Source organism: Geomesophilobacter sediminis (assembly GCF_016458275.1).
In the GTDB taxonomy this organism is placed as follows: domain Bacteria; phylum Desulfobacterota; class Desulfuromonadia; order Geobacterales; family Geobacteraceae; genus Geomesophilobacter; species Geomesophilobacter sediminis.
The window spans coordinates 64,183-88,767 of the sequence record NZ_JAEMHM010000022.1 but is presented as its reverse complement, the minus strand read 5'-3'; the positions used below and the strand labels follow the sequence as shown (position 1 = coordinate 88,767).

Annotated in this window: 14 protein-coding genes; 5 read left to right on the top strand and 9 right to left on the bottom strand. The window is 61.8% G+C overall.

Features of this window, described 5'->3' with window-relative positions; translation table 11 throughout:
* Window positions 1-265: 265 nt before the first annotated feature.
* The 3 genes from JFN93_RS21690 to JFN93_RS21680 form a co-directional block, all read right to left on the bottom strand.
* Entirely contained in the window at window positions 266-4,762 is a 4,497-nt protein-coding gene (locus JFN93_RS21690) for a PKD domain-containing protein (RefSeq protein ID WP_199386296.1), read from the bottom strand.
* 497 nt (window positions 4,763-5,259) lie between these two features.
* Window positions 5,260-9,753: a hypothetical protein gene (locus tag JFN93_RS21685; protein ID WP_199386294.1), complete on the bottom strand. Its 4,494-nt coding sequence runs from the start codon at window positions 9,751-9,753 to the stop codon at window positions 5,260-5,262.
* Window positions 9,754-10,408: 655 nt separating this feature from the next.
* Window positions 10,409-11,029: a cytochrome c3 family protein gene (locus JFN93_RS21680; protein ID WP_199386293.1), complete on the bottom strand. Its 621-nt coding sequence runs from the start codon at window positions 11,027-11,029 to the stop codon at window positions 10,409-10,411.
* A 506-nt stretch (window positions 11,030-11,535) separates the two neighbouring features.
* Between JFN93_RS21680 and JFN93_RS25845 the strand changes: the two genes are divergently transcribed.
* Together JFN93_RS25845 and JFN93_RS21670 are read left to right on the top strand one after the other, a co-directional pair.
* A complete protein-coding gene (locus JFN93_RS25845; protein ID WP_199386291.1) occupies window positions 11,536-12,567 on the top strand; it encodes a porin family protein in 1,032 nt (343 codons plus the stop codon).
* Between the two features lie 91 nt (window positions 12,568-12,658).
* Window positions 12,659-13,639 (top strand): GW dipeptide domain-containing protein, encoded by a 981-nt coding sequence (locus JFN93_RS21670; protein ID WP_199386334.1) that lies wholly within the window; start codon window positions 12,659-12,661, stop codon window positions 13,637-13,639.
* 233 nt (window positions 13,640-13,872) lie between these two features.
* Here the strand turns inward: JFN93_RS21670 and JFN93_RS21665 are convergent, their stop codons facing one another.
* Window positions 13,873-14,625, bottom strand: a complete 753-nt coding sequence (locus JFN93_RS21665; protein ID WP_199386289.1) for a glycosyltransferase family 2 protein — start codon at window positions 14,623-14,625, stop codon at window positions 13,873-13,875.
* Between the two features lie 122 nt (window positions 14,626-14,747).
* Here JFN93_RS21665 and JFN93_RS21660 point away from each other — a divergent pair, with 122 nt between their 5' ends.
* Window positions 14,748-15,143, top strand: coding sequence for an HsmA family protein (locus JFN93_RS21660; protein WP_199386287.1), 396 nt, complete (start codon window positions 14,748-14,750; stop codon window positions 15,141-15,143).
* Window positions 15,144-15,305: 162 nt separating this feature from the next.
* On the opposite strand, the gene JFN93_RS21655 is transcribed toward JFN93_RS21660, so the two are convergent.
* The 4 genes from JFN93_RS21655 to ccsA form a co-directional block, all read right to left on the bottom strand.
* The gene (locus JFN93_RS21655; protein ID WP_199386285.1) at window positions 15,306-16,787 is read right to left on the bottom strand and encodes a B12-binding domain-containing radical SAM protein; all 1,482 of its coding nucleotides are present in this window, start codon (window positions 16,785-16,787) and stop codon (window positions 15,306-15,308) included.
* 490 nt (window positions 16,788-17,277) lie between these two features.
* On the bottom strand, window positions 17,278-18,744 hold the full coding sequence (locus JFN93_RS21650; protein ID WP_199386283.1) for a B12-binding domain-containing radical SAM protein: 1,467 nt from the start codon (window positions 18,742-18,744) through the stop codon (window positions 17,278-17,280).
* A gap of 276 nt (window positions 18,745-19,020) precedes the next feature.
* Window positions 19,021-19,401, bottom strand: coding sequence for an HsmA family protein (locus tag JFN93_RS21645; protein WP_199386332.1), 381 nt, complete (start codon window positions 19,399-19,401; stop codon window positions 19,021-19,023).
* Between the two features lie 140 nt (window positions 19,402-19,541).
* A complete protein-coding gene (gene ccsA, locus JFN93_RS21640; protein WP_199386281.1) occupies window positions 19,542-20,372 on the bottom strand; it encodes a cytochrome c biogenesis protein CcsA in 831 nt (276 codons plus the stop codon).
* A 482-nt stretch (window positions 20,373-20,854) separates the two neighbouring features.
* Between ccsA and JFN93_RS21635 the strand changes: the two genes are divergently transcribed.
* A complete protein-coding gene (locus JFN93_RS21635) occupies window positions 20,855-21,826 on the top strand; it encodes a glycosyltransferase family 2 protein (RefSeq protein ID WP_199386267.1) in 972 nt (323 codons plus the stop codon).
* A 300-nt stretch (window positions 21,827-22,126) separates the two neighbouring features.
* On the opposite strand, the gene JFN93_RS21630 is transcribed toward JFN93_RS21635, so the two are convergent.
* Window positions 22,127-23,224, bottom strand: a complete 1,098-nt coding sequence (locus JFN93_RS21630) for a class I SAM-dependent methyltransferase (RefSeq protein ID WP_199386265.1) — start codon at window positions 23,222-23,224, stop codon at window positions 22,127-22,129.
* 177 nt (window positions 23,225-23,401) lie between these two features.
* Between JFN93_RS21630 and JFN93_RS21625 the strand changes: the two genes are divergently transcribed.
* Window positions 23,402-24,559 carry an acyltransferase family protein gene (locus JFN93_RS21625; protein WP_199386263.1) on the top strand — a complete coding sequence of 386 codons (1,158 nt, stop codon included), beginning with the start codon at window positions 23,402-23,404 and terminating at the stop codon, window positions 24,557-24,559.
* Window positions 24,560-24,585: the final 26 nt, after the last annotated feature.

The following is a 24,585-nucleotide window of genomic DNA, read 5'->3' as shown; positions in this document are numbered from 1 at the left end:
AGTAACAGGAGGTATTGAGCACTGTCTGAGGCATACGCGGGGGGACGGGGGGGGATTTGGTTCTGAGGTTCTCGGACTGGACTGTCATAGAGTCAAAACCTTAGAGGCAAATCCCCCTTTGTTAAAGGGGGACTTCATACCACTGCCTTAGTCGGCACTCTGGCTGAATTTATTTCCGCTACCTTTGTTTGGGGCATTATCCCAATAGAAAAGCCCTCTGGACGAGGGCTTTTCTTGAAGCAATGACTACCCGCCATGGTGCTTGTCAAGGTGACGGGCGGGATTGGTTGGTGGTGTTGCCGAAGATGTACACCTGTGCGTTCAGCCTGGTCGCAGCGTCGGACAAGGTGGAGGTGGTAAGGGTTGTATAGACGCTGTTGGCGTTCCCATCGTCCAGATAATCGATGGTATCGAAGAGCACCTTCCTCGAATAGGTACCGTTGTGGACCCATCCGTTGTCGGAATCAAGAAGCCTCAAGTTGAAGGCGGCGCCCATCAGGTCGGCCCCCTGGAACGCCTTGCCCAGGGCGGTGTCGAAGAAGTACCAGTTGGTCACCCGGTTGGCGTAGCTCTGCTGCGCCGCGTCAGCGGTTTTGAAGAAGTACGGTGCCACCTCGGCGTTGTAAAAGATGTTCTTCGCGGCAAGCTGCGCCTTGATGAACGACAGGGCGGCAAAGTAGCCGGTCTTCTTGGTCTGCAAGGTGGAGAGGTTGGTGCCGAAGTCAAAGGCGCCGCCCGGTCCGTGGCACCCGTAGCAGAGGTCGGTGGTGACTCCGCCGATGGCGCCGTTGGTCGCCGTCGATAGCGGCGAGAAGGCGTGCTTCTTGTCGGCCGATGCCATGTGGCAGCCGACGCACGGCCCCTGCGGCGCATCGGGGTTGTCGTAGCCGATGTTGAGGTGGTAGGTGCTGGCGGTGGTGCTGCCGCGGTACTCGTAGGCCGGGCGCAGGTTGTCCGGGTACATCATGTTGACCGTCGTGCCGCGGTGCGGGTCGATGAAGTCGACGTTGCTCCAGAAGGCCGGATCGGTGTTGGCGGCGTTGTTGGTCGCCCCCTGGGTCTGGTTGCCGTTGCCCAGCCGGCAGGCGATGGTGGGTGAATTGGTGCAGCTCGTGACCGTGGTCTTGATCAGGTCGCCGGCGGCACGCCCGGCGTGGCAGGCAATGCAGAGATTCGAATCGCCGGGGCCGAGGTAACTCAGGTTGGCAGGATCGAAGATGATCTTGCTCCGCTTGATCAACTTGGTGGCCTTGGACGAGTAGTTGAAGTAGGCAACCACGGCGGCGATGTCGTTGACCCCGTTGTTGTAGCTGAGCCCCACCGGGCGGCGGCTGAAGCTGTCGCTGAACGGTGCCGGAGTGTGGCAGGTCGGACAGGAGACCATTTCGCGGGACCGGTCGCCGGCGCTGCCCCAGGCCGCCATGTTCTTGAGCGCCGTGGTCGGGTCGTTGGGGTCGGTCGGGGTAACGAAATTGATGAAGCCGGTCGAGGTGTGGCAGCGCGCGCAGTCTTTTGTCGCGGCGCTTGCCGGGTTGGTGTTGGCCGCCATGACGGCAGGCGCAGCGGCCGTGCCGAGGAACTTGAAGTCGTACGCCTCAAGGCTCGCCTCGGTCACCGGACCGGGGCCGACGTAGCCTGCCCCTTTCGGGTCGCCGTGCCCCGACCGGGCCCACTGGCGGTTGGCGGAGAAGACCGTGAAGATATCGGCGTTGCCGGCCTGGTAGTGACAATCCTTGCAGGAATTGCCGTTTTTCGTGTTGGGGCTCCCCGCCATGATGTACTGCGCGGTGGAGTAGGAGCTGAAGTGCGGATAGATGTTCATCGCCGGCGGCCACGGGTTGTGCGGGTTGTGGCACTCCATGCAGAGCCCTCGGCTCGGCCAGGCGTGGGTCGTCTTGTTGAACGTGGGGTCGACGGTGGTGTGGCAGTTGTAGCAGTTGACCGCGATGGAGGCTGCGGAGCTGTACATCTGGAACTGCGGCGGGTGCGCCATCGAGGTGGTCCCGGTCGGAAGATGGCAGTCGCCACAGCTCGCCCCGCCGTTGACGTAGGAATGCTTGCTGTTGTTGTAGGTGGCGACGATCGGGTCCTGGTGGGCCGGATCGATGCTGGAGCCGTGGCAGGCGGCACAGGCCGAAGAACCGTTGGAGCTCTCCAGGACGAAGGAGTATGCGTTACCGGCGGCGGTGGGGTCGCTCGGGAGGAGGTTCGAAAAATCGGTGGCGGTGAGTTTGCGGCTGCGGTCGACGCTGCCGTTCACCAGGTAGTCAAGGGAGTCGCGCACCAGGCGCTTCACGTAGGTCGGGTTGTGGGCGAAGGCGCCCGGGTCGTGCATGAGCTGGCTGTAGTTGAACGCCGCCCCCATGTTGCCCGGGCCGGTGGCGCCGGTGCCCCAGTTTTTCGCATTGAAATACGGGTAGGCAAGCTGGCCGTTCACGAGATTGGGTGCGAACCCTTTCTGGCTCAGGGCGTTCCCCAGGGCCTGCAGCGCGGCCTGGAAGTTGGCGCTCTTGGTCTGGACGAAGCCGGGGAAGTCGGCGTCGAAGTTGCCGACCGATTGGGCGTGGCAGCCCTTGCAGGCGGCGTAACCGGCGACGGCCGGGTTGAGGGTATGGCTGTGGGCGGCCAGGTCCTTCTGCTGCATGTGGCAGGTGACACAGGGGCCGTCGCTGCCGTTGTTGACCAGGGAGTGGTCGACGGCGTTTCCGTAGACCGCGCCGGGATACTCGTAGCCGATGGTGCGGAAGACCTCTCCGCCGGCGGCGAGATAGTGGGAGTTCACGAAGCTTACGTTCCCCCAGAAGCTATCTGCGGCAGCGGTCCCTTGCGCCGCGACGGCGGCCGCCATGGCGCTGATGGTGGCGCCGGCCTGGCGTCCCGTGTGGCAGCCGAGGCAGACGTTGGAGAAGCCGCTGTCCGGGAAGGTTCTGGAGACCAGGAGCTTGCCGGTGGCCGGGCTGGAGTAGTTGTAGTAGGCGGTCCGGGGCGCGATGCTGCGGACGGTGAAGTCGGGGTTGTGGCACCCGTCGCAGGTGAGCGGCTCGGAGTTGATCGGCTTGGAGGGGTCGATCGGGGCGATGGAGCTCGAGATGTTGTAGAGGGCGTACCCCTTGGCGGTATGGCAGCGCTGGCAGTCGGTCGGGTTACCCGCCTGGCTTATGTCCACGCCGGCCTGGCCGGACGCCTTCCAGTTGTGGGTGGCGGAGTTGAGCCAGGCGCCCCCCTTGACGTCGCCGTGGGCCGAGCCGGCCCAGTCGTTTCGGTACTGCTTCAGGACGTCGTTCTTGTCTGCCGCGTCGTTGGGATCGCCCCCCTTGTGGCAGTTGGCGCAGGCCGTGGCGGCGGTCACGTAGGCCGCGGCGTAGCTGGGGTTGGCAAAGGAGGTGTACCCGTTGAAGTGGGCCGGGGGGACGACGACACCGGCAGGGAAGAAGGTCGCCTTGGTCTGCGCGTGGGGATCCCACCCGTTGTTGTGGCACTTGAGGCAGTCGTTGGCCAGGCTCACCTTGGTGAAATAGTGGGTGGTGTTGACCGCGCCGTGGCATTTGAAACAGACGTTCTGGCTCATCGCCTGGGCGAGCGTGGTATCCGGGTAATGCAGGTCACCGCTGTTGTGGCAATAGGCGCAGGCCATGCCGGAGGTCTTGTGGGTGACACCCGGATTGTGGCAGGTGCCGTTGAGGCAGAAATTGTCTCCGCCGTAGGTCTTGACGAAGGTGGTCTCGCTGACCATCCCGCTCGTGTAGGCCCCGGGGTGGTTGATGGGTCCGGTGCCGTAGTGGCAGGTGACGCAAAGGACCATCTTGGCCCGATGGGTGGAACTGGACCAGTGCCCGAAGACCCCCACGCTCGTCCCGATCCCGTTCCCCTGGTGGCAGTTCTGGCACTGGTTTCGGGCCGCCGCAGCCGGGTCGTCGGTGACGATGAGGTTGGTGGTCGCCACGCTCCCGCCGGTGACGGTGAGCTGGATGCCGTAGGTGCCGACGACGGTGGGAGTGACGGTGAACGTGCTCCCTTGGGTGGCGTCGGGGAAGAGCTTCACCGGGCCGCTGATCTGGGTCCAGCTCCAGGAAGAGATGGCCCCGGTGCTGCCGGTGCCGTCCAGGGTGACCGGGGTTCCGGGCAGGACGGTTCCGGGGTTCGCGATCACCGCGACCGGCGGGCCGGTGAAGGTGCCGGAAAGGGCCACGTTGGAGGTAAAGACATAGCCGACGGGAAAGGTGACGGTAACCGAGGTATTGGGCGCGGCCGGCAGCGGTGCGCTCACCGTGGCCCCGGCGGGAACGCCGGTGATGGAGGCTACGTTGTAGCGCGAGATCGGGGTGAAGGTGAACCGCATCGCGCTTGCGACCTTGGTGCCGTAGTAGATGTTGCCGACGCTGGTCGGGGTGACGGAACCGCCGTATCCGGCGCTGGCGGTCACGCTGAGAGTGTTCACCAGAAAGGTCGCCGTCACCGTCTGCTGGTTGAAGCCTTGGACGGTCGTAGAGAAGGGGCTGGGCGGGTTGGGGTTGCTGACGCCGTTCACCGTGACATCGCGGATGGTGTACCCGACGTTGGCAACGACGGTGACCGGGAGCTGGGCATGGGTCGTATAGGATTTGAAGACGGAACCGGCGGTCGAGGTCTGGTTCAGCATGTTGCGGGAGTTGATGACTCCCCCCGCGTTTTTCGCCTGCGTGTTGAAAAACCACGAGGCGCCGTGAGCGGCTACCGGGAGAATCACCATTACCATGAGTGCAGCGAGGAAACGCTTTACCATAACGGGCTCCTTTGCTGTTGGGTGGATCATGCAACTTCGCCAGCCTGAATCGGTGGTTCTCTCTTAGGCAACTGTCAGAGAGGACCTCACTGCAGCTACCGGTACGCCGCCCTCCTTAAAATGAAATATTTTTAAACATGGATAGAGACAGTACTTCAGAGCATACACTATTTCGTGTAAAAGTTAATTGGCAGATACACACAAATATCCCCTAGAGGCAAAAAATATTCTGAGTCACACATCCGTCCACGACATCCGGTTGGATGGAGTGCCGCTTCCCCCAAATCCCCCCATCCCCACTTTGTCAAAGGGGGGATCAATGGACCCTCTTTGAGGAGTTAGTTCCGAAAAAAAAAAGCCCTCCACGAGAGAGGGCTTCACCAGAATCAATTCAATGTAACAGGCAACCGAAAACAGACCCCGCCGATTACGACGGGGGGTGGGATTAATCCGGCCCTCCTTGCGGAGGGCCGTTTTACCGGGAACCGACGCGACTTTTACGGGCGCGTCTGGTTGGTGGTGCTGCCGAAGATGTACACCTGAGCGTTCAGCCTGGTCGTAGCATCGGTCAGGGAGGAGGTCGTAAGGGTGGTGTAGACACTGTTGGCGACCCCATCGTCCAGGTAGTCGATGGTATCGAACAAGATCCTCTTCGAGTACACGCCGTTGTGGACCCACCCGTTGTCGGAGTCAAGGAGCCTCAGGTTGAAGGCGGCCCCCATGAGATCGGCTCCCTGGAACGCCTTGCCGAGGGTGGTGTCGAAGAAGTACCAGTTGGTCACCCGGTTGGCGTAGGTCTGCTGTGCCGCGACGGAGGTGGTGAAGAAGTACGGCGCCGCGTTCGGGTTGTAGAAGATGTTCTTGGCGGCAAGCTGGGCCTTGATGAAGGAAAGAGCGGCGAAGTAGCCGGTCTTCTTGGCCTGCAGGGTGGACAGGTTGGCACCGAAATCAAAGCCGTTGTTCTGTCCGGTCGGTCCGTGGCACCCGAGGCAGAGGTCGGTGGTGAGCCCGCCGATGGAGCCGTTGGATGCGGTAGATATCGGCGAGAAGCTGTGCTTCTTGTTGATCGAGGCCATGTGGCACCCGACACACGGGCCCTGCGGCGCATCGGGGTTGTCGTAGCCGATGTTGAGGTGGTAGGTATTGGCGGTGGCGGACTTCCCGTACTCGTAGGCCGGGCGCAGGTTGTCCGGGTACATCATGTTGACCGTCGTGCCGCGGTGCGGGTCGATGAAGTCGACGTTGCTCCAGAAGGCAGGGTCGGTGTTGGCGGCGTTGTTCGTCGCCCCCTGGGTCTGGTTGCCGTTGCCGAGCCGGCAGGCGATGGTGGGTGAATTGGTGCAGCTCGTGACCGTGGTCTTGATCAGGTCACCGGCGGCACGCCCGGCGTGGCAGGCGATGCAGATGTTCGAATCGCCGGGGCCAACGTAGTTCGAGTTGCCCGGATCGTAGATGGTCTTGCTGCGCTTGATCAACTTGGTGGCCTTGGAGGAGTAGTTGAAGTAGGCAACCACGGTGGCGATGTCGTTGACCCCGTTGTTGAAGCTAAGCCCAACGGGACGGCGGCTGAAGGTGTCGCTGAACGGTGCCGGGGTGTGGCAGGTCGGGCAGGAGACCATTTCGCGGGACCGGTCGCCGGCGGTGCCCCAGGCCGCCATGTTCTTCAGGGCGGTAGTGGGATCGTTGGGATTGGTCGGGGTAACGAAATTGATGAAGCCGGTCGAGGTGTGGCAGCGCGCGCAGTCTTTCGCCGCGGCGGTAGCCGGGTTGGTGCTGGCCGCCATGGAGACAGGCGCAGCCGCGGTGCCCAGGAACTTGAAGTCGTTTGCCTCCAGGCTCGCCTCGGTCACCGGACCGGGGCCGACGTAGCCGGTCCCTTTCGGATCGCCGTGGCTCGACTTGGCCCACTGGCGGTTGGCGGAGAAGACGGTGAAGGTGTTCGGGGCGCTCGCCTGGTAGTGGCAGTCCTGGCACGCATTGCCGTTCTTCGCGTTCTGGCTGTTCATCATGATGTACTGCGCGGTCGAGTACGAGCTGAAGTGCGGGTAGATGTTCATGCTCGGCGGCCACGGGTTGTGCGGGTTGTGGCAGTTCATGCAGAGCCCCTGGCTGGGCCAGGCGTGGGTCGTCTTGTTGAAGGTCGGATCGACCGTGGTGTGGCAGTTGTAGCAGTTGACCGCGATAAACGACGCGGAGCTGTACATCTTGAACTGCGGCGGGTGGGCCATCGAGGTGGTCCCGGTCGGGAGGTGGCAGTCGCCGCAGCTCGCGCCGCCGGCGACGCTGGCGTGCTTGCTGTTGTTGTAGGTGGAAACGATCGGGTCGTTGTGGACCGGATCGGTGGTGCTGCTGTGGCAGGTCGCGCAGGCCGAGGAGCCGTTGGAACTATCCAAAAGGAACAGGGCCGCGTTTTGCGCCGAGACGCCGGTCGGGTCGCTGCTCAGGAGCGCGGCGACGGTGGAGGTCAGGTCGCGGCTGCGGTTGACGCTGCCGTTCATCAGGTAGTCGATGGAGTCGCGGACCAGACGCTTGACGTAGGTCGGGTTGTGGGCGAAAGCGCCCGGATCGTGCATCAGCTGGTTGTAGTTGAAGGCGGCGCCCATGTTGTTCGGGCCGGTGTTCCGGTCGCCCCAGTTCTTCGCGGCGAAGTACGGGTAGGCGAGCTGGCCGTTGACGAGGTTCGGGACGAACCCTTTCTGGGTCAGCGCGTTGCCCAGCGCCTGGAGGGCGGCCTGGAAGTCGGCGCTCTTGGCCTGGACGAAGGCATCGTTGAACGAGGAGCCGTGGCAGTTCTGGCAGACCGCGTAGTTGGCCACCGACGGGGAGAGGGTGTGGCTGTGGGTGACGGCGTTTTTGGTCTGCATGTGGCAGGTGACGCAGGGGCCGTCGCTGCCGTTGTTGACCAGGGAGTGATCCACGGCGTTGCTGTAGGTCTGCCCGGCAAACTCGTAGCCGATGGTGCGGAAGACCTCCCCGCCGGCGGCGAGGTAGTGGGAATTCACGAAGCTCACGTTGCCCCAGAAGGCGTCGGCGGTGGCACCGCCTTTGGCGGCAGCGGCGCCGGCCATGGCGTTGATGGTGGCGCCGGCCTGGCGACCCATGTGGCAGCCGAGGCAGACGTTGGAGAAGCCGCTGTCCGGGAAGGTCCGGGAGACCAGGAGCTTGCCGGTGGTCTGGCTGGAGTAGTTGTAGTATGCGGTCCGGGCGGAGATGCTGCGAACGGAGAAGTCGGGGTTGTGGCACCCGTTGCAGGTCAAAGGCTCGGAGTAGATCGGCTTGGAGGCGTCGATCGGAGCGATCGAGCTGGAGATGTTGTAGAGGGCGTACCCTTTCGCGGTGTGGCAGCGCTGGCAGTCGGTCGGGTTCCCCGCCTGGCTTACGTCCACCCCGGCCTGGCCGGATGCCTTCCAGTTGTGGGTGGCGGAATTGAGCCATGCGGCACCCTTGACGTCGCCGTGGGCCGAGCCGGACCAGTCCATCCGGTACTGGTAGTACTGGCTGTCGGCGCTGGCCGGATCGGGATTGCCGGCAACGTGGCAGTTGGAGCAGGCGGTGGTCGGGGTCACGTAGGCCGCAGCGTAGTTGGGGTTAACGTAGGAGGTGTAGCCGTTGAAGTGAGCCGGCGGCACCACCCCTTTGAAGAAGGCCGCCTTCACGTCGGTGTGCGGCATCCAGCTGGTGTTGTGGCACTTCAGGCAGTCGTTTTTGAGGCTGAGCCAGGTGAAGTAATGCGGTGCGTTTGCGGAACTGTGGCAGTTCAAGCAGACCGCGTTGCTCATGTCGTCGGCAAAGTTGGCGTTGATGTTGTGGATCTCACCGCTGTAGTGGCAGTAGGCGCAGGTGATGCCGACCGTTTTGTGGGTAACGAACGGCTTGGCGGTGGTGTTGTGGCAGGTGCCGTTGAGGCAGAAGCTGCCGCTGCCGTTGGTGTAGGAGAAGGTCCGCTCGTTCACCTGGCCACCGATCAAAGTCCCCATGTGGCCGGCAGTGCTGGAGCCGACGTGGCAGTTGGCGCACATGACGTTGTTGACTTTATGCATCGAGCTGGACCAGTTGAGGTAGAGGGTGTCCGGACCGTTGGGGGTTTGGGGACCGATCCGGTTCGCGCTGTGGCAGAACTGGCACTGGTTGCGGGCGGTGGATACCTTCGAAGCGAAGACGTTCACCGTGGCCACCGAGTTGAGGTTGAAGGCCGGCGTGGTCGGAGAGCTGACCGTCAGCAAAAATTTGTACTGCCCCGGGACCGAAGGAGCGATGAAGGATGCGGTGCCGACCTGGGGGAAGCCGGGCAGCGCAGGCCCCGGATCGACGGAGTACCCCTTGAGCTTGCCGTTTTCGTACACGGTCTTCGGAGTGTTCGCGGGGCCGGAGACGTAGTTCCAGGTGAAGACCGCATCGGCAGGAAGATACTTGCCGGACGCGCTGAGTTGCACCAGGTCCGTGGGAAGCGCGTTTTGAGCGAGAATGGCGTTGAGCCGCGGCGTGGTGTTCACGACGGTTGCCGCGAGGTTGATGTCGGAGACGAAGACGTAGCCCGGGGAGAACTTGACCCATACCGGCTTGTCCGCCCCGCGGGAGAAGCCCGAGGTGGTTACCAGGGGGTCACTGGGAACGTTGGCCACGTTGGTGATTTCTCCACCCTTGGAGGGGATGAAGTTGAACGTTACCGGGGAGGCGAGCTTGTAACCGTAGGTCACGTTGCCGATGCTCGACGGGGTAGCCGTCCCGCTGTCGATGGCGGCGGTCACGGAAATAGCTTTGGGAAGGAAGGTCGCAGCGAGGTCCTTGTTGTCGTAGGACCCGGGGAGGGTGTAGGTCCAGTTGGTGTCCTGCCCCTTGCTCCGGTCCGGATAGACCGGGTTTGAGAGATCGCCGTTGATCACGAGGTACCGGATGGTGTAACCATCACCGGCCTTGACGGTCACCGGAATGTCGGCGGCAGTCGTGTAGGACCGGTAGATGGGGCCATCGAGCACGGTCTGGGCAGACATGTTCCGTGACTCAATGGTGCCGCCACCATTTTTTGCCTGGGTGTTCAAAAACCATGCGGCATTTGCCATCATTGGCAAAGCGCAGATCAAGAACATTGCGGCGATCAGTTTTTTGAGCATTTTCCCTCCTGAAGTAATGTCAGATCTTCATCTTCATATCAGTAAATAGCATTCATAATAAAAAATTGATCAACTTTTGCAAAAAGCATTCCACTGGCATAACGCGCTGAAATCCCGTAAACAAAGGGGGCAGCGGCCGTGGCTTCACGGTGATATGGCCAAATCACCGCGCCAAATCACCACCCTTGGCCGGCCCCCTGGTGGTCCGCTTCATGGTGCATTTCCCCCGGCTCTCCCCGCTTTGGAAAAAACCGGGGCATCCCAGGACGAGGCGACGAGATTTTCTCAGGAGGGATCCAAGCAGGCGGCGCAGCTTGTCGAGGTGAAGGGAATGCCGCTGACCGATGTCGCGTCAGCGGGGGGGGTGAAATAGCTCGGGGTGAATTGCGCAAATATTGAACACCGCATTTCCCCCTACCGCCGGGGGAGGGTGGACCGGTTACCAGATGATCGGCAAAAAAAAATCCCTCCTTGGGGTCAAGGAGGGATTTTTCATTCGCGGGCGGTGCAACCGGTCCGTTGGTTACCTGGCGCGCTACTTGTTGTGGCAGGTGAGGCAAAGGGCGCTGCGCTCGTCGCTCATGGAGAGGTGGCCCTTTTCCGGGTTCAGCGGGTCGTGGCAGGTGAGGCAACCGACCCGGCCGTTCACGAAGATCATCCGGTTGGTTCCGGCGAACACCGATTTGTACTCGGTCCGCTTCACGGCGGTATAGCGGCTGTAATCCATCCCGATCGGATGGTCGGCACCGGAAAAAGCGCCGTGTTTCTGGTCGAAGGGGTTGTTGCGCAAAACGGCCGACACCGCCACCGCCCCTACGCCGTCGTGGCAGCCGAGGCAATCCTGGGAAAGCGGATCGATGCTGGTTTTGGCGGTCGTGGAGCTCTCCTTGAGGCTGAATCCCCAGATGTTGGTGGTCGGCTCGGTGTCGTTGCTTTCCACGGTGTAGGAGGCCGGCTGGATGTTGTTGTACATTTCCTCGACCGAGTTGGCTGCGGTCTGGGATTTGCCCAGGGCACGGGCCACGCGGGCCACATAGCTCTTGCGGGCCGGCTCAGAACCCTTGAGTTGTTCGGAGAAGAGGCAGGGGCCGGTCGCTTCGAGTTTTTTCTGCGGAGCCCAGAATTCGGCGCCTGCGGTCTGGCTGAAAGACGACATAGCAGTTGCGATGAGCAAAGCTGCTGCAATTTTTTTGTTCGTTCTCAGGTTCCACATAGCTCGCCTCCATTTGCCTGTTGCCATAACCATTACAAAGGGAGTGCCGAGCCGTGAACTTGTCGGTAAATGAGTTGTAACTATCTGTTTTTACATGCTAAAAAAGCTTCACTATTTTTGATTTGGACATCTGTTTTCATAAAAACCGTGTGCACCGTTTGAACAGAGAACACCGAGCTATGCAAATTTTGCTTTTTTCCCTGTCTGAGATGGCCAGATTGGAGGGAAATGTGCATAGACACCTGCTGTCAGCTGCCGGGAGGAAACAATCAGGGCTTTTCGAGAGAGAGGGATCGTTGAATGCCGGGGTTGGATAAGAGAGTTCTAAAGCGATTTCCGGGGCGGGCGCTTTATGAGTTGAAGTAATCGAAGTAATGATGGTAGTATACGCGCCAATATCGGGGACACAGGAGAGCTTCTTTTTGTTACGTCAGGTAGCTTTGATATCGATGTTATGTCTGTCGTTTCCGACGCTGAGTCTTGCCGCGGCGGGGAAATCGCTCCCCCCTTCAGTGACCCTGACTCCGACGTTGGGGGGCATCGTCACCCCCGGCGCCAAACACATCGAACCGCTCTACGGGCTGAAGATCGGCTATGACCGGGATGGTCAGAACATCGCGGACAGCATCGACGTAGAGGGGACCGTCAACTATTACGGTCTCAAGAGCGGTTCCGGCGACACCCCCCACGGCTATCTGCTGCGCCTGGATGCCCTCTTTCCTTTCACTCCCGGCAAGACCTGGGTCCCCTTCCTGGCGACCGGGATTGGAGCCAGCAACGCCAGCACCGATTCCAAGACCTACGGGCTGACCAAAGAGACCAACTTCCTGATCAATTACGGGCTCGGACTCAAGTACTTCATCGACAACAACCTGGCGCTTCGGCTCGATGCGCGCCATATCGTCGTCTACGAGCACATCAACACCAAGAACAACGCCGAATTGAGCGTGGGCCTGACGTACCTGTTCGGCAGGGAGCCCAGGAAGAAACTCCCCAAAACGAAGACGGTCGTGCCGACGGGGCCGGCCATTCCGGTGCTTCAAGATGTCGATGTCCCCGGCAAGTCGCCCTACGGAGGGGCACCGGCCGCCCCCGCAACCGGCGCCCCTGCAACCGGCGCCACTCCGCCTGCGTCACCCGCGCCGGCTGCGGCCCCTGGTACAACTGGGGCCCCGGCTCCGGCTCCTGGCGCACCTGGGGCCCCGGCTTCGCCCGCTCCGGCTCCGACCCCTGGTGCAACTGGAGCCCCGGCTTCGCCCGCTCCGGCTGCGGCCCCTGGCGCACCTGGCGCCCCGACGGCGCCCACTCCGGATGTGGCCGTGCCCCCCAGCCCAATGGTTGCCCCGGTGGTACCGGTTCCGCCTCCTTCGGGGCCCCTTCCGGCAGCCCCCGGTACCAAAGTACCGCCGGCACCTAACGCTTTGCCGCCCGCGGCGCCTGCTCCGGCCGCCCCGTTGACGACACCGCTCGAGACAAAGTAGCGTCACCCATTTTTTCGGCAGCGCCACCCGCGCTGTCTTACTCTGGCCAACGCCAGACAATTCAACCTGTTAGGAGTTTACTGTGAAGAAGATGCTGAATACCGCCGCAGTCGGGTCTTTGGTGGTGCTGCTCTCGCTCGCCATGAACGGATGCGCCACCGCCCCCAAAAACGCCAAAACTCCCGCCCCCTCCGCAGAGGACGAAAATTTCATCAAGGTTGCTGGCAAGGTCGTGGAAACGGCGAACGCCGGTGGTTATACCTACGTTTGCCTGGAAAAGGGCGGAAAGAAGATCTGGGCGGCGATTCCGACCATGCAAGTAAAGGTCGGAGAGGAGATGGAGCTGATGCCGGGTGGGGAAATGAAGGGCTTCACCAGTGCCTCGCTGGGCCGCACCTTCGACTCGATCATCTTCTCCGGCGGGCCGATCGATGCCGCCCATGCCCCGAAGGCCGCCGCGCAGCCCGCGCAGTCCGCCCAGGCCACCCAGTCCTCAGATTCCCAAAACAAGGTGGTGAAAGCCAATGTCACCGAGAAGCCGATCCTGGCCGGGAAGGTTGTGGAGACGATGGGTGCCGGCAACTATACCTACCTGCAGATCGAGAAGGACGGGAAGAAAGGTTGGGCTGCCGTCCCCGCGACCAAGGTCAACGTGGGAGACGAGGTCGAGCTTCAGCCGGGAACCGAAATGGGTGAGTTCACCAGCAATACCTTGAAACGCACCTTCCCCAGCATCTACTTCTCCGGCGGCATCAAGGGTGCCAAAGTTGAGCAGCCGGCCAAGGAAGAAGCCAAAGCTGCCGAGCCCCACGCCAGCGCCAAGCCTGCTCCGGCGGCCATGCCCGAGCCGGTCAAAGGGAAGGTCGTTGAGACCATGAACTCCGGCGGGTACAGCTACGTCTGCGTCGAGAACCAGGGGAGCAAGACCTGGCTTGCCGTACCGGCCATGAAGGTCACCGTGGGGGAAACGATGGCGTTCCAGCCGGGGATGACCATGTCGAACTTCACCAGCAAGAGCCTCAACCGCACCTTCGACAAGATCATCTTCTCGAACGGACCGGCAGGGAATTAGAACCCGGGACTGGGGCTGGGGGCCAAGGCCCGAACCAGTCGCCGCCACCAACGAAAGAGGGGCCAGGAAATGTCGATTTCCTGGCCCCTTTCTTATTTGAACGTTCGTGGTCAGTCGGTAACGGTGCTGCCGCGTGGGCACCGGGTCCCCCCCTACCCCGCTTTGCCCCGCCGGGAAGCGTCGGAACGGAAAGCCAACCGCAGCGGCCGCTCAGGCGCGCCGGGGGGAAACGCCTAGCTCCGGGCCGGTTTCTGGAATATCTTCGCCGTTGCCATCCCCAGCTTGCAAAGCCGGAACTGCAGGGCCGTCCCGAGCACCCCGAGCCCATAGACGACACTGCGCCGAAAGTTGATGGAGGAGGCCTCTTCGAAGTATTTGGTGGGGCAGGAGAGCTCCCCGATGTTGAAGCCGTACCAGATCACCTGGGCCAGCATCTGGTTGTCGAAGACGAAGTCGTCCGAGTTGGCTTCCAGGGGAAGGCCGGTGAGGACCTCGCGCGAAAAAGCCCGGTAGCCGGTGTGGTACTCGGAGAGCTTGTGTCCCAAAAGCAGGTTCTCGACGCAGGTGAGAAAACGGTTGGCGAGATACTTGTAGAGGGGCATCCCCCCCTTCAAGGCGCCAACCCCCAGGATCCGCGACCCCAGCACCGCGTCGAACTCGCCGTAGGCGATCATGGCGCTCATCGCGGTGATCAGCCGGGGCGTGTACTGGTAGTCGGGATGCAACATGACGACGACGTCCGCCCCCAGATCCAGGGCGGTCTTGTAGCAGGTTTTCTGGTTCCCGCCGTACCCGCGGTTGCGGGGATGGATTACCGTCGTGATCCCGAGCCGCTGGGCCACCTCCGCCGTTTCGTCCCGGCTGGCATCGTCAACCAGGACGACGTCGTCGACGAATTCGAAGGGGATCTCGCGGTAGGTCATTTCGAGGGTTTTTGCTGCGTTGTAGGCGGGCAAAACGACCACTATTTTTTTTCCGTTGAGCAAGGCTGCATCCTTTACAAGTGGCGCCTGTTCCCGGCCGGGGGCGCCATGGGAATGGAATTGACTCCGTCGCCGGCTCGGTGCTATCTTCCCCAGGAACTAAAGCGCATGGGATGGGAATTTACATGTTGGTACAAGCAATCATCTGGATGAACCTGGCCCTGGTCTTCTACACCTGGGCCGTTTTCAGCGCACGAAAGCGGGGGCTGCAGCGGAGACACCTGGCCATCTTCGGAACCGGCCTTTTCTGCGACTACCTCGGCACCCACCTGATGAACGGGTTCGGCAACAGCTACGGCCCGGTGCCGATCTGGCATACCATCAGCGGCATCGCCTCCATCTCGGGAATGGCGTTTCATTTCTTCCTGGCCGCAGCCGCCTCGTTCACCTCACGAAACGGCGGGATCAACCGCGTCTTCGACAAGGTCAGCCTCAGCATCTACAGCTGCTGGCTGGTCGCCTTCTGCAGCGGCGCCATCTGGCAGAGCATCGAGCATTATCCGATGCTCAAGGGGCACTGAACCAGGCGCCGGCCCGGGCCGCCAAAAGCAGGATCGGGCTCCGCGGGCTCCGGCAAACCGGGCCGGACCGTTCGGCACCCGCCGAAAAACCTGAGGACAAACAAGAAGAGCCGTTGGCCGACGCCAAGGGCTCTTCTTGTTTGCATCCTTTTTAACCGACGGTTAGGCGACGGAGGCCATCTTCGCCTGCATCCGCTTCATGGTCTCGGCGTCGATCAGGCCGCTGCCGGCGAAGTCGAAGTTCGCGCCGTGGTCTTTCATCATGAGCTTGAACGCGCTCAGCATGTACTTGCGCTTGAACCCGTCCGGGAGGTTGATCACCTCGTGCATCTTGTTGGTGTAGAACTCCATGTAGCACTTGCCCAGCGCGACGGTGATCTCGCTGATGTCCATCTCGTGGGGCTCGACGATCGGGGTCACCAGGTTGTACTGGGAGTAGTCCCACACCCGGATCCGGTCGTACATCTCCTTGAAGAGCGGGGTGAACGGCATCGGGGTGATCACCGGGAAGACGGCGATGTCCGGGTTGAGATAGATCGCGGAGTCGATGGTGTTCTGGACCGTTTCCCAGGTCTCGTGCGGGAAGCCGATCATGAAGGAGGCCTCGGTGATGATCTCCGCCTCGCGCAGAAGGTCGAGGGCCTGCTTGTTCTGCTCGAAGCTGGTCCCCTTGTTCAGGGAGTTCAGGACGTCCTTCTCGGCGCTCTCGGCGCCCAGGTAGACGTGGATGATCCCCGCCTTGCGGTACTTGTCCAGGATGTCGGCGTCGCGGATGATGTCCTCGACCCGGGTCTCGATCAGGAAGTACACGCCCAGGTTGGCCTCGATCAGCTTGTCCAGGAGAAGCTCCCACCGGTCGCGGTGCTTGGTGGGGTACGGGTCGATCATGGTGAAGAACTTGATGTTGTAGGTGTCGATGAGATGCTCGATCTCCTCCATGACGTTTTCCGGGGTGCGGCAGCGCCAGTCTTCACGCCAGAACAGACGCTGGCTGCAGAAGGCGCACCCCATGTCGCAGCCGCGCGAGGTCAGGATGGAGGCCATCCGGCCGTACGGCTCGACGAGGTACTGGTAGTCGTCCCAGTCCAGAAGGTGCCAGGCGGGCTTGAGGTCGTCGAGCTTCACGATGTGGTGGTGCCGCTTGTTGGCCTTGACCGCCTCGCCGTCGACGAAGGCGATGCCGGCGACCTTGGTCGCAGTCCCCTCGGGGATCGCCTTGATCAGGTCCTTCAGGGTCTGCTCCGGCTCGCCGCAGAGGATGTAATCCACCTGGTTCGCCTTGTCTTCAAAGATCTCGCCGTACATGAAGCTCGGGTGCGGGCCGCCCAAAAGGGTGGTGATCTTCGGGTTCACTTCCTTGGCGATGTTGAGGATCTTGAGGGAGTCGGGGACGGTCGCGGTACTGATCGCGCCGGTGACCGGGAGGTAATCCATCGTCATCACGTAATCGGGCTGGTAGCGCTCGATCTCCTGACGGATTTCGTCGAAACCGAGCCGTTTGTTCATGGCGTCGAATATCCTGGCCTCGATCCCGGCGTCGATGGCGGCTCCGGCGAGGTAGGTCAGGTGCAGCGGCGGCCAGGTCCCCACGACCTGAACTCCCCAGCAGTGATATGGCGCTGTGACAAAAAGTATCTTACTCATCCGATTCTCCCTTTAAAGATAGCCTGCCGGCGGGTGCCTTAAGGCTTGCCGGCGGTCGTTACGGCACCGACAGCTTACAATTTTGATAGCGATATTAACTTGTTTCATGTAAAAAGCGCAACCAAATAGTACGTCCCAGGGGGACTGGCTCCGCAGGTGCGGCCCCCCTCTCACTGAAGGAGGCGGTTTCACTCTACTTTGGAGGTCCAACAACTGACACAGGCGCCGGAAGGCGCCGGCCCTCATGGATCTGGTCCGGGCGACAAAAGCGCACACGGATTCACACGCATTACAGAAACATGGAAGGGATGACATGACATGAGACAAGTAGAACAACGCAAAAAGCTGGATCAGGAATAATCCGTCAGTTCCCGTGCAAATCAGTGTGCTATGTCGTAGACCAAATGATTACATTGCAATGCAGATCGGTGAGAACCGACGGATGGCGAGGGAGGATGCGGGGTGCCAACCGCGGGGAGGCTTAAGACCTTCAGGTGAAGCGCTGTTTCAACTCGCCAAGCTTCGCCGGGACCTTGCCCATGATCCCTACCTTGAGCTTCTTCATGATGAAGGGGCTCGCCATGATCAGCTTCATCGCCCGCAACAGGTAGTTCCGCTTGAACTCGTCCTTCATGACCATGATGTCGATCATCTTTTCCATGTAGAACTTGCGGTAGCAGTCGACGATGGCGACGTCGATCTGCAGCATGCTCATGGTCTTGGGCTGGATGATGGGATCGATCCAGTTGTACTTGGAATAGTCCCACTCCCGGATGTACGGCTTCATCTCCTGGTACATGTCGGAATAGGGCCACGGGGTGACCGCCATGAAGTGCGCGTTGTCCGGGTTGTAGTATTGGGCCAGCTTGAAGATGTACTTGGCGCTTTCGAAGGTCTCGTCGGGGAAGCCGAGCACGAAGGCGGCCTCGGAGACGATGCCGTGCTCGTGGATCAGGTCGAGGGCCATCTTCGCCTCGTCGACGTAGAGCCCGCTCTTCATCTGCTCCCACTGCGCCTGGTCGGTCGCCTCGATACCGATACTGATGTGGGCGACGCCGGCCTTTTTGTACTTCCACATGATGTCGCGGTCGCGGACCAGGTCGGCGGCGCGGGACTCCATGATGAGGTGCAGGCCGAGGTCCTTGGCGATGACCGCGTCCAAAAGCGCCTCCCAGCGCTTCGGGTCGCGCGAGGCGTTCTCGTCGGTGATCAGGATGACGTTGACGCCGTAGCTTCTGGAAAGGTGCTCCATCTCGTCGGCGACCTTCTGCGGGTCACGGGGGCGCCACGACTTCTCCCAGAACTTGTCCTGGGCGCAGATGACGCAGGCGTGCTCGCAGCCGCGCGAGGTGGAAACGGCGCCCAGGCGGGAGCCGGGGATGATGAAGTACTGGTAGTCGTTCCACTCCAAGAGGTCCCAGGCGGCCGGGAGGTTGTCGAGGTCCTGCAAGAAGCAGCGCTTGGGGGTGGTGACGACCCGCTCGCCGTTCCAGAAGGCGACGCCGGGAACCGAAGCGGGATCGCCCTTTTGTTCCAGGACGGTAAGGAGTTCCGGGAGGGAGACCTCACCCTCGCCGACGATGATGTAGTCGACGCAACTGCTCCCGGTGAGAAGCTCCTGGTACATGAAGGTGGGGTGGACCCCGCCGAGGATGGTGACGGTCTGGGGATTGATGCGCTTGGCCAGTTCCAGGGTCTGCAGCGCGTCGTTGATGGTGCAGGTCATCGCGGTGACCCCGACGTAGTCGGCCTTCGCCTCGCCGAGCCGCAGGGCGATCTCGGAGAAGGTGTGGTGCTTGGTCATCGCGTCGTAGATTTCCGCCCTGAAGCCGGCCTGGCGGACCGCACCGGCCAGGTAGACGAAGTTGAGGGGGATCCAGCGGCCGGCAACCTCGACGACACCGCAGTGATACGGGGGAGTAACGAAGAGTATCTTCTTGTCGATGGCGGATTCCATGTCTGTCCCTAGAGGCGTTCAAGGTTCAACGTTCGAAAGTGCAACGTTCAACGTGCTGGTCCTGCGTCCCTCGGTTATGGCGCTCAACACCGGCAGGGGCTGGGGCCGTAGAACATGTCCCAGACGCAACCCTCACTTAGCAAGCGGCGTGCCAGGAAACCAGATACTGTCTTTTCGATGACTTAGCCGACCGCCCCCGACAAAAGGGAGCTAAATAGCGGGGTGATATCCCTAAATGACCAGTTCCGCTTATTGACGGAGACGGGAATTTGACATTCAGCCGTGCATGCGCATCATCCCCGAGATGGCGCCCGAGAAGAAGGCGACCAGCCAGCAGCTGTAGATGCTGAGGCTGACCCGGTGGAATACGCGATTTACCGACTCGGTCCGCTGCGCCAGCGAGGCGATCAGGGCCAGCAGAAAGTGGAAGGCCATCCCGGAAAGCGACGCGATGCCGGTGATGTTGTGCCACTCCGGCGCCTTGCCGAAGGTGTGGGCGAAGACGTTCATCTGGTGGGTGCCGAGGTAGTCGCAGAAAAGGCCGATCCCGAAGATGATGAGGTGCTTGCGGTGCAGCCCCTGCTTTCGGCCGCTGAAGACCGCCCAGGTATAGAAGATGAGCGCCAGGTTCATCCAGATTACGGCTTGCAACAAGATACCGGTCACTACTTACTACCTCCAACTACTTCGTTCTTGCCAACCCACTAGGGGACTGGCTCCGCAGGTGCCGGTCCCCCTTTTTCGTCTGGTTGAGAGGGGGACTGGCACCTTGCGGAGCCAGTCCCCTGAATCGGTCTCTACCGCACCTGGAAGACGTGCAGGCTGGTATTGACCACGAAGGTCACCCCGAAAAACGAGATCACCACGGTGCTCAGGGCGATCACCATCATCCAGGCAAGCTTTGCCCCGCGCCAACCCATCGCCACCCTCAGGTGGATCGCAATGGCATAGACCAGGTACGAGATGAGCGACCAGGTCTCGACCGGGTCCCAGTTCCAGTAACTCCCCCAAAGCCCCTCGGCCCAGATCGAACCGGCGACCAGCATGATGGAGTTGGTGATGAAGCCGAAGACGAGGTAACGGAAGATCAGCTCGTCGAGCCGCTCCAGCGAGGGAAACCGGTCGTAGAGGGGATGCTCCCCCGCCCCCCCCTTCTCCTTGAGGAGAAACAGGACGCTCGCCGCCATGGCGAGGGTGTAGGAGCAGAAGGCAAGCCAGGCGAAGTAGACGTGGATGTAGAGCCAGTTCGTCTTGAGGCTCGCCGCCATCGGGGTGAGCGCCGGATGGCGCATCACGCCGTAGCCCATCATCACCACCACCAGCGGGACGGTGGCCGCCGCCAACGGTTGCAGCCCCTTGTTGCGCACCCCGATCCAGACCGAGGCGGCCACGATGAACCACCCGCCCATGAGCGAATACTCGTAGTCGCCGGACCAGGGGAGATGCCCGGTGGCATAGAAACGGGACGCGATGGCCGCGCTGTGGGCGACCAGGCCGATGGCGACCAGGCAGGTCAGCTTCGGCAGCGCCCGCGGATTCTTGAACACGATCGAGTAGATGAATCCACCGCAGGAGATGGCGTAGGTGACCAGCGCGGCCCAGAAGAAAATCGTTTCCCAGTTCGACATGAAATCCCTGTTGTTGCTTTGCTCGGATAAGCGACGCGCCAGGTGCCCGCGGCACTCATCACCAGTACCTCCCTCTCCCCTCGGGAGAGGGTCGGGGTGAGGGAAAACGCCACGCTGCGGTTGCCACCCCTCACCCGGCCTGACGCCCGCCCGGCTCCCGGCGGGAGAAGGTTTTACGGGGCGCCACCGCCGGAGAGTACACCCCGGCGCGGGAACCCGTCAATACAATTCAGATACAACCTCACTACTTATCGGACGCGTTTCCAAATACTTCAGCCGGATCAGCCGACAAATGAGCACTCATTGCATTACACTTTTCCAATACAGAGAATCGCCGTTGCTGAAGCCATATGAGTCTGAAAGCAATCAGGTTTACCTGCGCTCATCTTTGTGTCATACTCCCCCGGCTACTCTTGAGAAGGTTCCACGTTCGACGTTCAAGGTTCTACGTTTTTCAGACTCACCAGGATCGGAACCCAGGTATGAAACTGATCATCCAAATTCCCTGCTTCAACGAAGCGGAGACCCTCCCGGTCACCCTCAAGGACCTGCCGCGCGAGGTCCCCGGGTTCGACGAGGTCGAGTGGCTCGTCATCAACGACGGCAGCACCGACGCCACCGCGGAAGTCGCCCGGCGCTGCGGCGTGGACCACGTGGTGAGCTTCACCAAGAACCAGGGGCTGGCCCGGACCTTCCTCGCCGGCCTGGACGCGGCCATCATCCTCGGGGCGGACGTGATCGTCAACACCGACGCCGACAACCAGTACGTGGCCGCCGACATCCCCCTGCTCACCGCACCGATTGTGGCCGGCAAGGCGGACATCGTGGTGGGGGAGCGCCCCATCGGGCAGATCGAGTCGTTCTCCTGGATGAAGAAAATGCTGCAGCGCTTCGGCTCGGCGGTGGTGCGGACGGTGAGCAAGACGAGCATCGAGGACGCGCCGAGCGGCTTTCGCGCCATGTCGCGCGAGGCGGCGCGCCGGATCAACGTCTTCAACGAATACACCTACACCCTGGAAACGATCATCCAGGCGGGGCAGAAGAACCTCGCCATCACCTCGGTTCCGGTCCGGGTAAACGACGAGCTGCGCCCCTCCCGCCTGGTGAAGAGCATCCCCAGCTACATCCGGAAGTCCGTGGTCACCATCATCCGGATCTTCGTCGTCTACAAGGCGTTTCGCTTCTTCATGTCGGTGGGGGTGGCGCTTTTCAGCATCGGCCTCGTGGTGGGGCTGCGTTTTCTCTGGTTCTACCTCTCCGGCGACGGCTCCGGGCACGTCCAGTCCCTGATCCTCGCCTCGATCCTGCTCGGCGTCGGCTTCCAGACCATGCTGACCGCCTTTCTCGCCGACCTCCTCGCGGTGAACCGGCGCCTCATGGAGGACGTCCAGTACCGGGTGAAGCGCCTGGAATCCCGCCGGCTGCGCCCCCAGCATCCCGGCCAGGGCGGGTAAACGGGAAATTCGCCGTACCTCTCCCAAAGACTCCACCCGCCGATCAACGCCCAATCCGCGCCGTCGCCCCGCACCAGATCACTTCGCCAAATGACCGGCACCTACCTTTACCCGGACGCCGTGCGCTGCAGCCGGAGCGAAAAGAATCGGGCCGGAAAGATCTGAGAAATGGCGCAGATAGGGGCCGTGCGGCTCAGCCGGCCCCAAAGCAACGGCACCCCCGGGGTGAGGATCGACGGTGGCACTTTCTTTGCTGTGCGGGTTATCGGCGTGGGCACGGCGTGCCCACCGTAGCGAGGTCTAGGCGACCTTTTGGAGGTAGAAGGAGCCGGGGTTGTCTTCCCGGGTCAGGTAGGGGCAGGCGGCCTTGAGCGCCTCGAAGTGGTTGTGATGCAGGTAGTTGACCGCGGCGAGGATCTTCCAGTCGCGGTTGCCGGTGAGAAAAGCCTCCAGGAGGTACTGCTCGTTCCAGAGCCGCACTTCGTCGGCAACCCACTCCTTCGGGTAGTCGCGCGGCGAGAAGATGTCGTGCACGTGGACGATGACCCCCGGCTTCAGGGTGGAGAGAAGCTCCAGGTACTCGAAGAGGACGTCCCCCTGCGGGCGGATCACGTGGGAGGAGTCGATGAAGAGGAGGTCGTTTTCCTCCAGCACCGCGAAGAAAGCGGGATCGAGGTCCTCGACTCGCCGGCGCACGACCCGCACCCCGACCTGCTCCAGCCAGGGCTGCTCATACGGCTCGATGCAGACGTGCTGGCAGCGGTAGTCGGGGGTTTCCTCCCGGTTGCGCTTGATGGCGCGCCGCGCCATCCGGGTGGAATGTCCGCTGCCGATCTCGAAGATCCGGGCGGGCTTTTTCTGGCGGATCAGGCTGTAGAGGAATTCGGCATCGCCGCTTTCGAAGGCGACGTTGTTGAAGTGAAAATCGAGGTTTCCGGCGGGATGATCCGGGATCCCTTTCATCTCGTCGGCGTAGCGGAAGCTCCCCAGCAGACGGAGCTGTTCCGTGACGTTCCAGGTGATGCCGGGAAGACGGCGCCCCTGTTCCAGGGAATGCCTGAGCGCCCGGGTGTCGAAGAGCGGCTCGAAGTAGTGGTTGCGGATCGGGAAGACGCCGACGGCAAGAAGCGCCCGACGGCAAAGCGGCATCCGGTGCACCCCGGCGCTCCGTACCAGCTTGAGCAGAAAGGCCGACGGATACACAAAAGGCGCCAGGCAGAGGTCGGCAACCGGCAACAGCATCTTGATCAAGCCGATCAGTGGGGAACGTTTCCGGATTTTTTGGGGGGCGGTGGGAAGGGCAACCGGCGACGGGGATACGGTGATTTGACCGGTTCCGTAAAGAGGATCGGTCCCGGTAGCGCGGGGTTCCAAGGTCTTGGGCAGGGAGTTCGACATCGCCCTACCTTGCCCAGCCAAATACCGAAGAAAGATGAAAACAATGATGAATAAAAAAGGAATCATCGGCCGGCGCACGCCAAAAAGCCGCTGCATTTTCGCCCCACTACGCGAAGGCGGCCCCTGGCACCGGGACGTTCCGGCGCCGTCCAAAGTTCGCCGGCGGGGCCCTTGACCATGCGCTCCTTGACCAGATGGCTGATCGCCAGGGCATCGCGTGATACCGCCTCGGGGCAGTTCATCGCCGAGATCGACGGACTCCGCTTTATCGCGATCATGTCGGTGGTCCTTTTCCACCTCAGCTGGTTCATCACCTCCAAGACGGGGCGGACCGAAGACGCCGACCTCTTGGCCGTCGTACTTTCCTACGGCGACATCGGGGTCCAGCTCTTCTTCATCATCAGCGGTTTCGTGATCGCCCTCCCCTTTGCCAAGGGACACCTCGGCCACGGTCAGGTTCCGCCGCTGAAAAGCTACCTGCTGCGCCGCCTCACCCGCCTGGAGCCCCCCTACATCGCGAACCTCCTGATCCGGTTCCTTCTTTTGACCCTGGTCGCCGGGGAGAGCCCGGCCCAGCTCCTGCCGCACCTGCTGGCCAGCGTCTTTTACCTCCACAACGCCGTGTACGGTGCAATGAGCTCGGTCAACTTCGTCGCCTGGTCGCTGGAGATCGAACTCCAGTTTTACCTGTTGGCCCCGATCATCAGCACGGTGTTCCGGATCGGCTCCAAGACCTGGCGCCGTCTCGTGCTGGTCGGCACCATCGTGGTGCTCTCGCTTGCCGCGCAGCGCCTCGGGGGAACACCGCGTTTCGACCTCTCGCTCCTTTCTTCCGCCCAATTCTTCCTGACCGGGTTCCTGTTGGTCGATCTGTACCTGGCCGACTGGGGCGAGCGCCCCCGGCGTTCCCTGGGCGGGGACCTCGCTTCGCTCGCCGGCTGGGGAGCGTTTTGCGTCTGCCTCGGCCTGGGCGGCAACGCCCGCGCCCTCATCGCCTTCCCGATGTTCTTGGCCTATCTCGGCGCCTTCCGCGGCACCTGGAGCAACCGCTTCTTCACCGCCCCCCCGATCTACATCATCGGCGGGATGTGCTACACGATCTATCTCTACCACTACACCATCATTTCCGCGCTGATCCGTCCGCTGTTACAGTTCGGCTTCTGGCATCTCCTTCCGGTGTGGGCCGAAATACTCATTGCCGGCCTGATCATGGTGCCGCTGATCCTGTTGCTATCGACACTCTTCTTTGTGGCTCTGGAAAAACCGTGCATGAAAAAGGAGTGGTACCGGAAACTTCTGGCGCGTGCCCGATCCGGAGTGCGGGCGGAAGCCTGAAAGCTCCTTTGTATTTATGGACTTGC

Coding starts and splice junctions, on each gene's coding strand:
- JFN93_RS21685 (WP_199386294.1), bottom strand. CDS start 9,753: ATGTCTGCCCAGACCGTGCTCGATGGCCCCATCTACCGGTCCTACACG.
- JFN93_RS21625 (WP_199386263.1), top strand. CDS start 23,402: ATGCGCTCCTTGACCAGATGGCTGATCGCCAGGGCATCGCGTGATACC.
- JFN93_RS25845 (WP_199386291.1), top strand. CDS start 11,536: ATGTTATGTCTGTCGTTTCCGACGCTGAGTCTTGCCGCGGCGGGGAAA.
- JFN93_RS21670 (WP_199386334.1), top strand. CDS start 12,659: ATGCTGAATACCGCCGCAGTCGGGTCTTTGGTGGTGCTGCTCTCGCTC.
- JFN93_RS21680 (WP_199386293.1), bottom strand. CDS start 11,029: ATGTCGTCTTTCAGCCAGACCGCAGGCGCCGAATTCTGGGCTCCGCAG.
- JFN93_RS21630 (WP_199386265.1), bottom strand. CDS start 23,224: ATGTCGAACTCCCTGCCCAAGACCTTGGAACCCCGCGCTACCGGGACC.
- ccsA (WP_199386281.1), bottom strand. CDS start 20,372: ATGTCGAACTGGGAAACGATTTTCTTCTGGGCCGCGCTGGTCACCTAC.
- JFN93_RS21690 (WP_199386296.1), bottom strand. CDS start 4,762: ATGGTAAAGCGTTTCCTCGCTGCACTCATGGTAATGGTGATTCTCCCG.
- JFN93_RS21655 (WP_199386285.1), bottom strand. CDS start 16,787: ATGAGTAAGATACTTTTTGTCACAGCGCCATATCACTGCTGGGGAGTT.
- JFN93_RS21635 (WP_199386267.1), top strand. CDS start 20,855: ATGAAACTGATCATCCAAATTCCCTGCTTCAACGAAGCGGAGACCCTC.
- JFN93_RS21660 (WP_199386287.1), top strand. CDS start 14,748: ATGTTGGTACAAGCAATCATCTGGATGAACCTGGCCCTGGTCTTCTAC.
- JFN93_RS21650 (WP_199386283.1), bottom strand. CDS start 18,744: ATGGAATCCGCCATCGACAAGAAGATACTCTTCGTTACTCCCCCGTAT.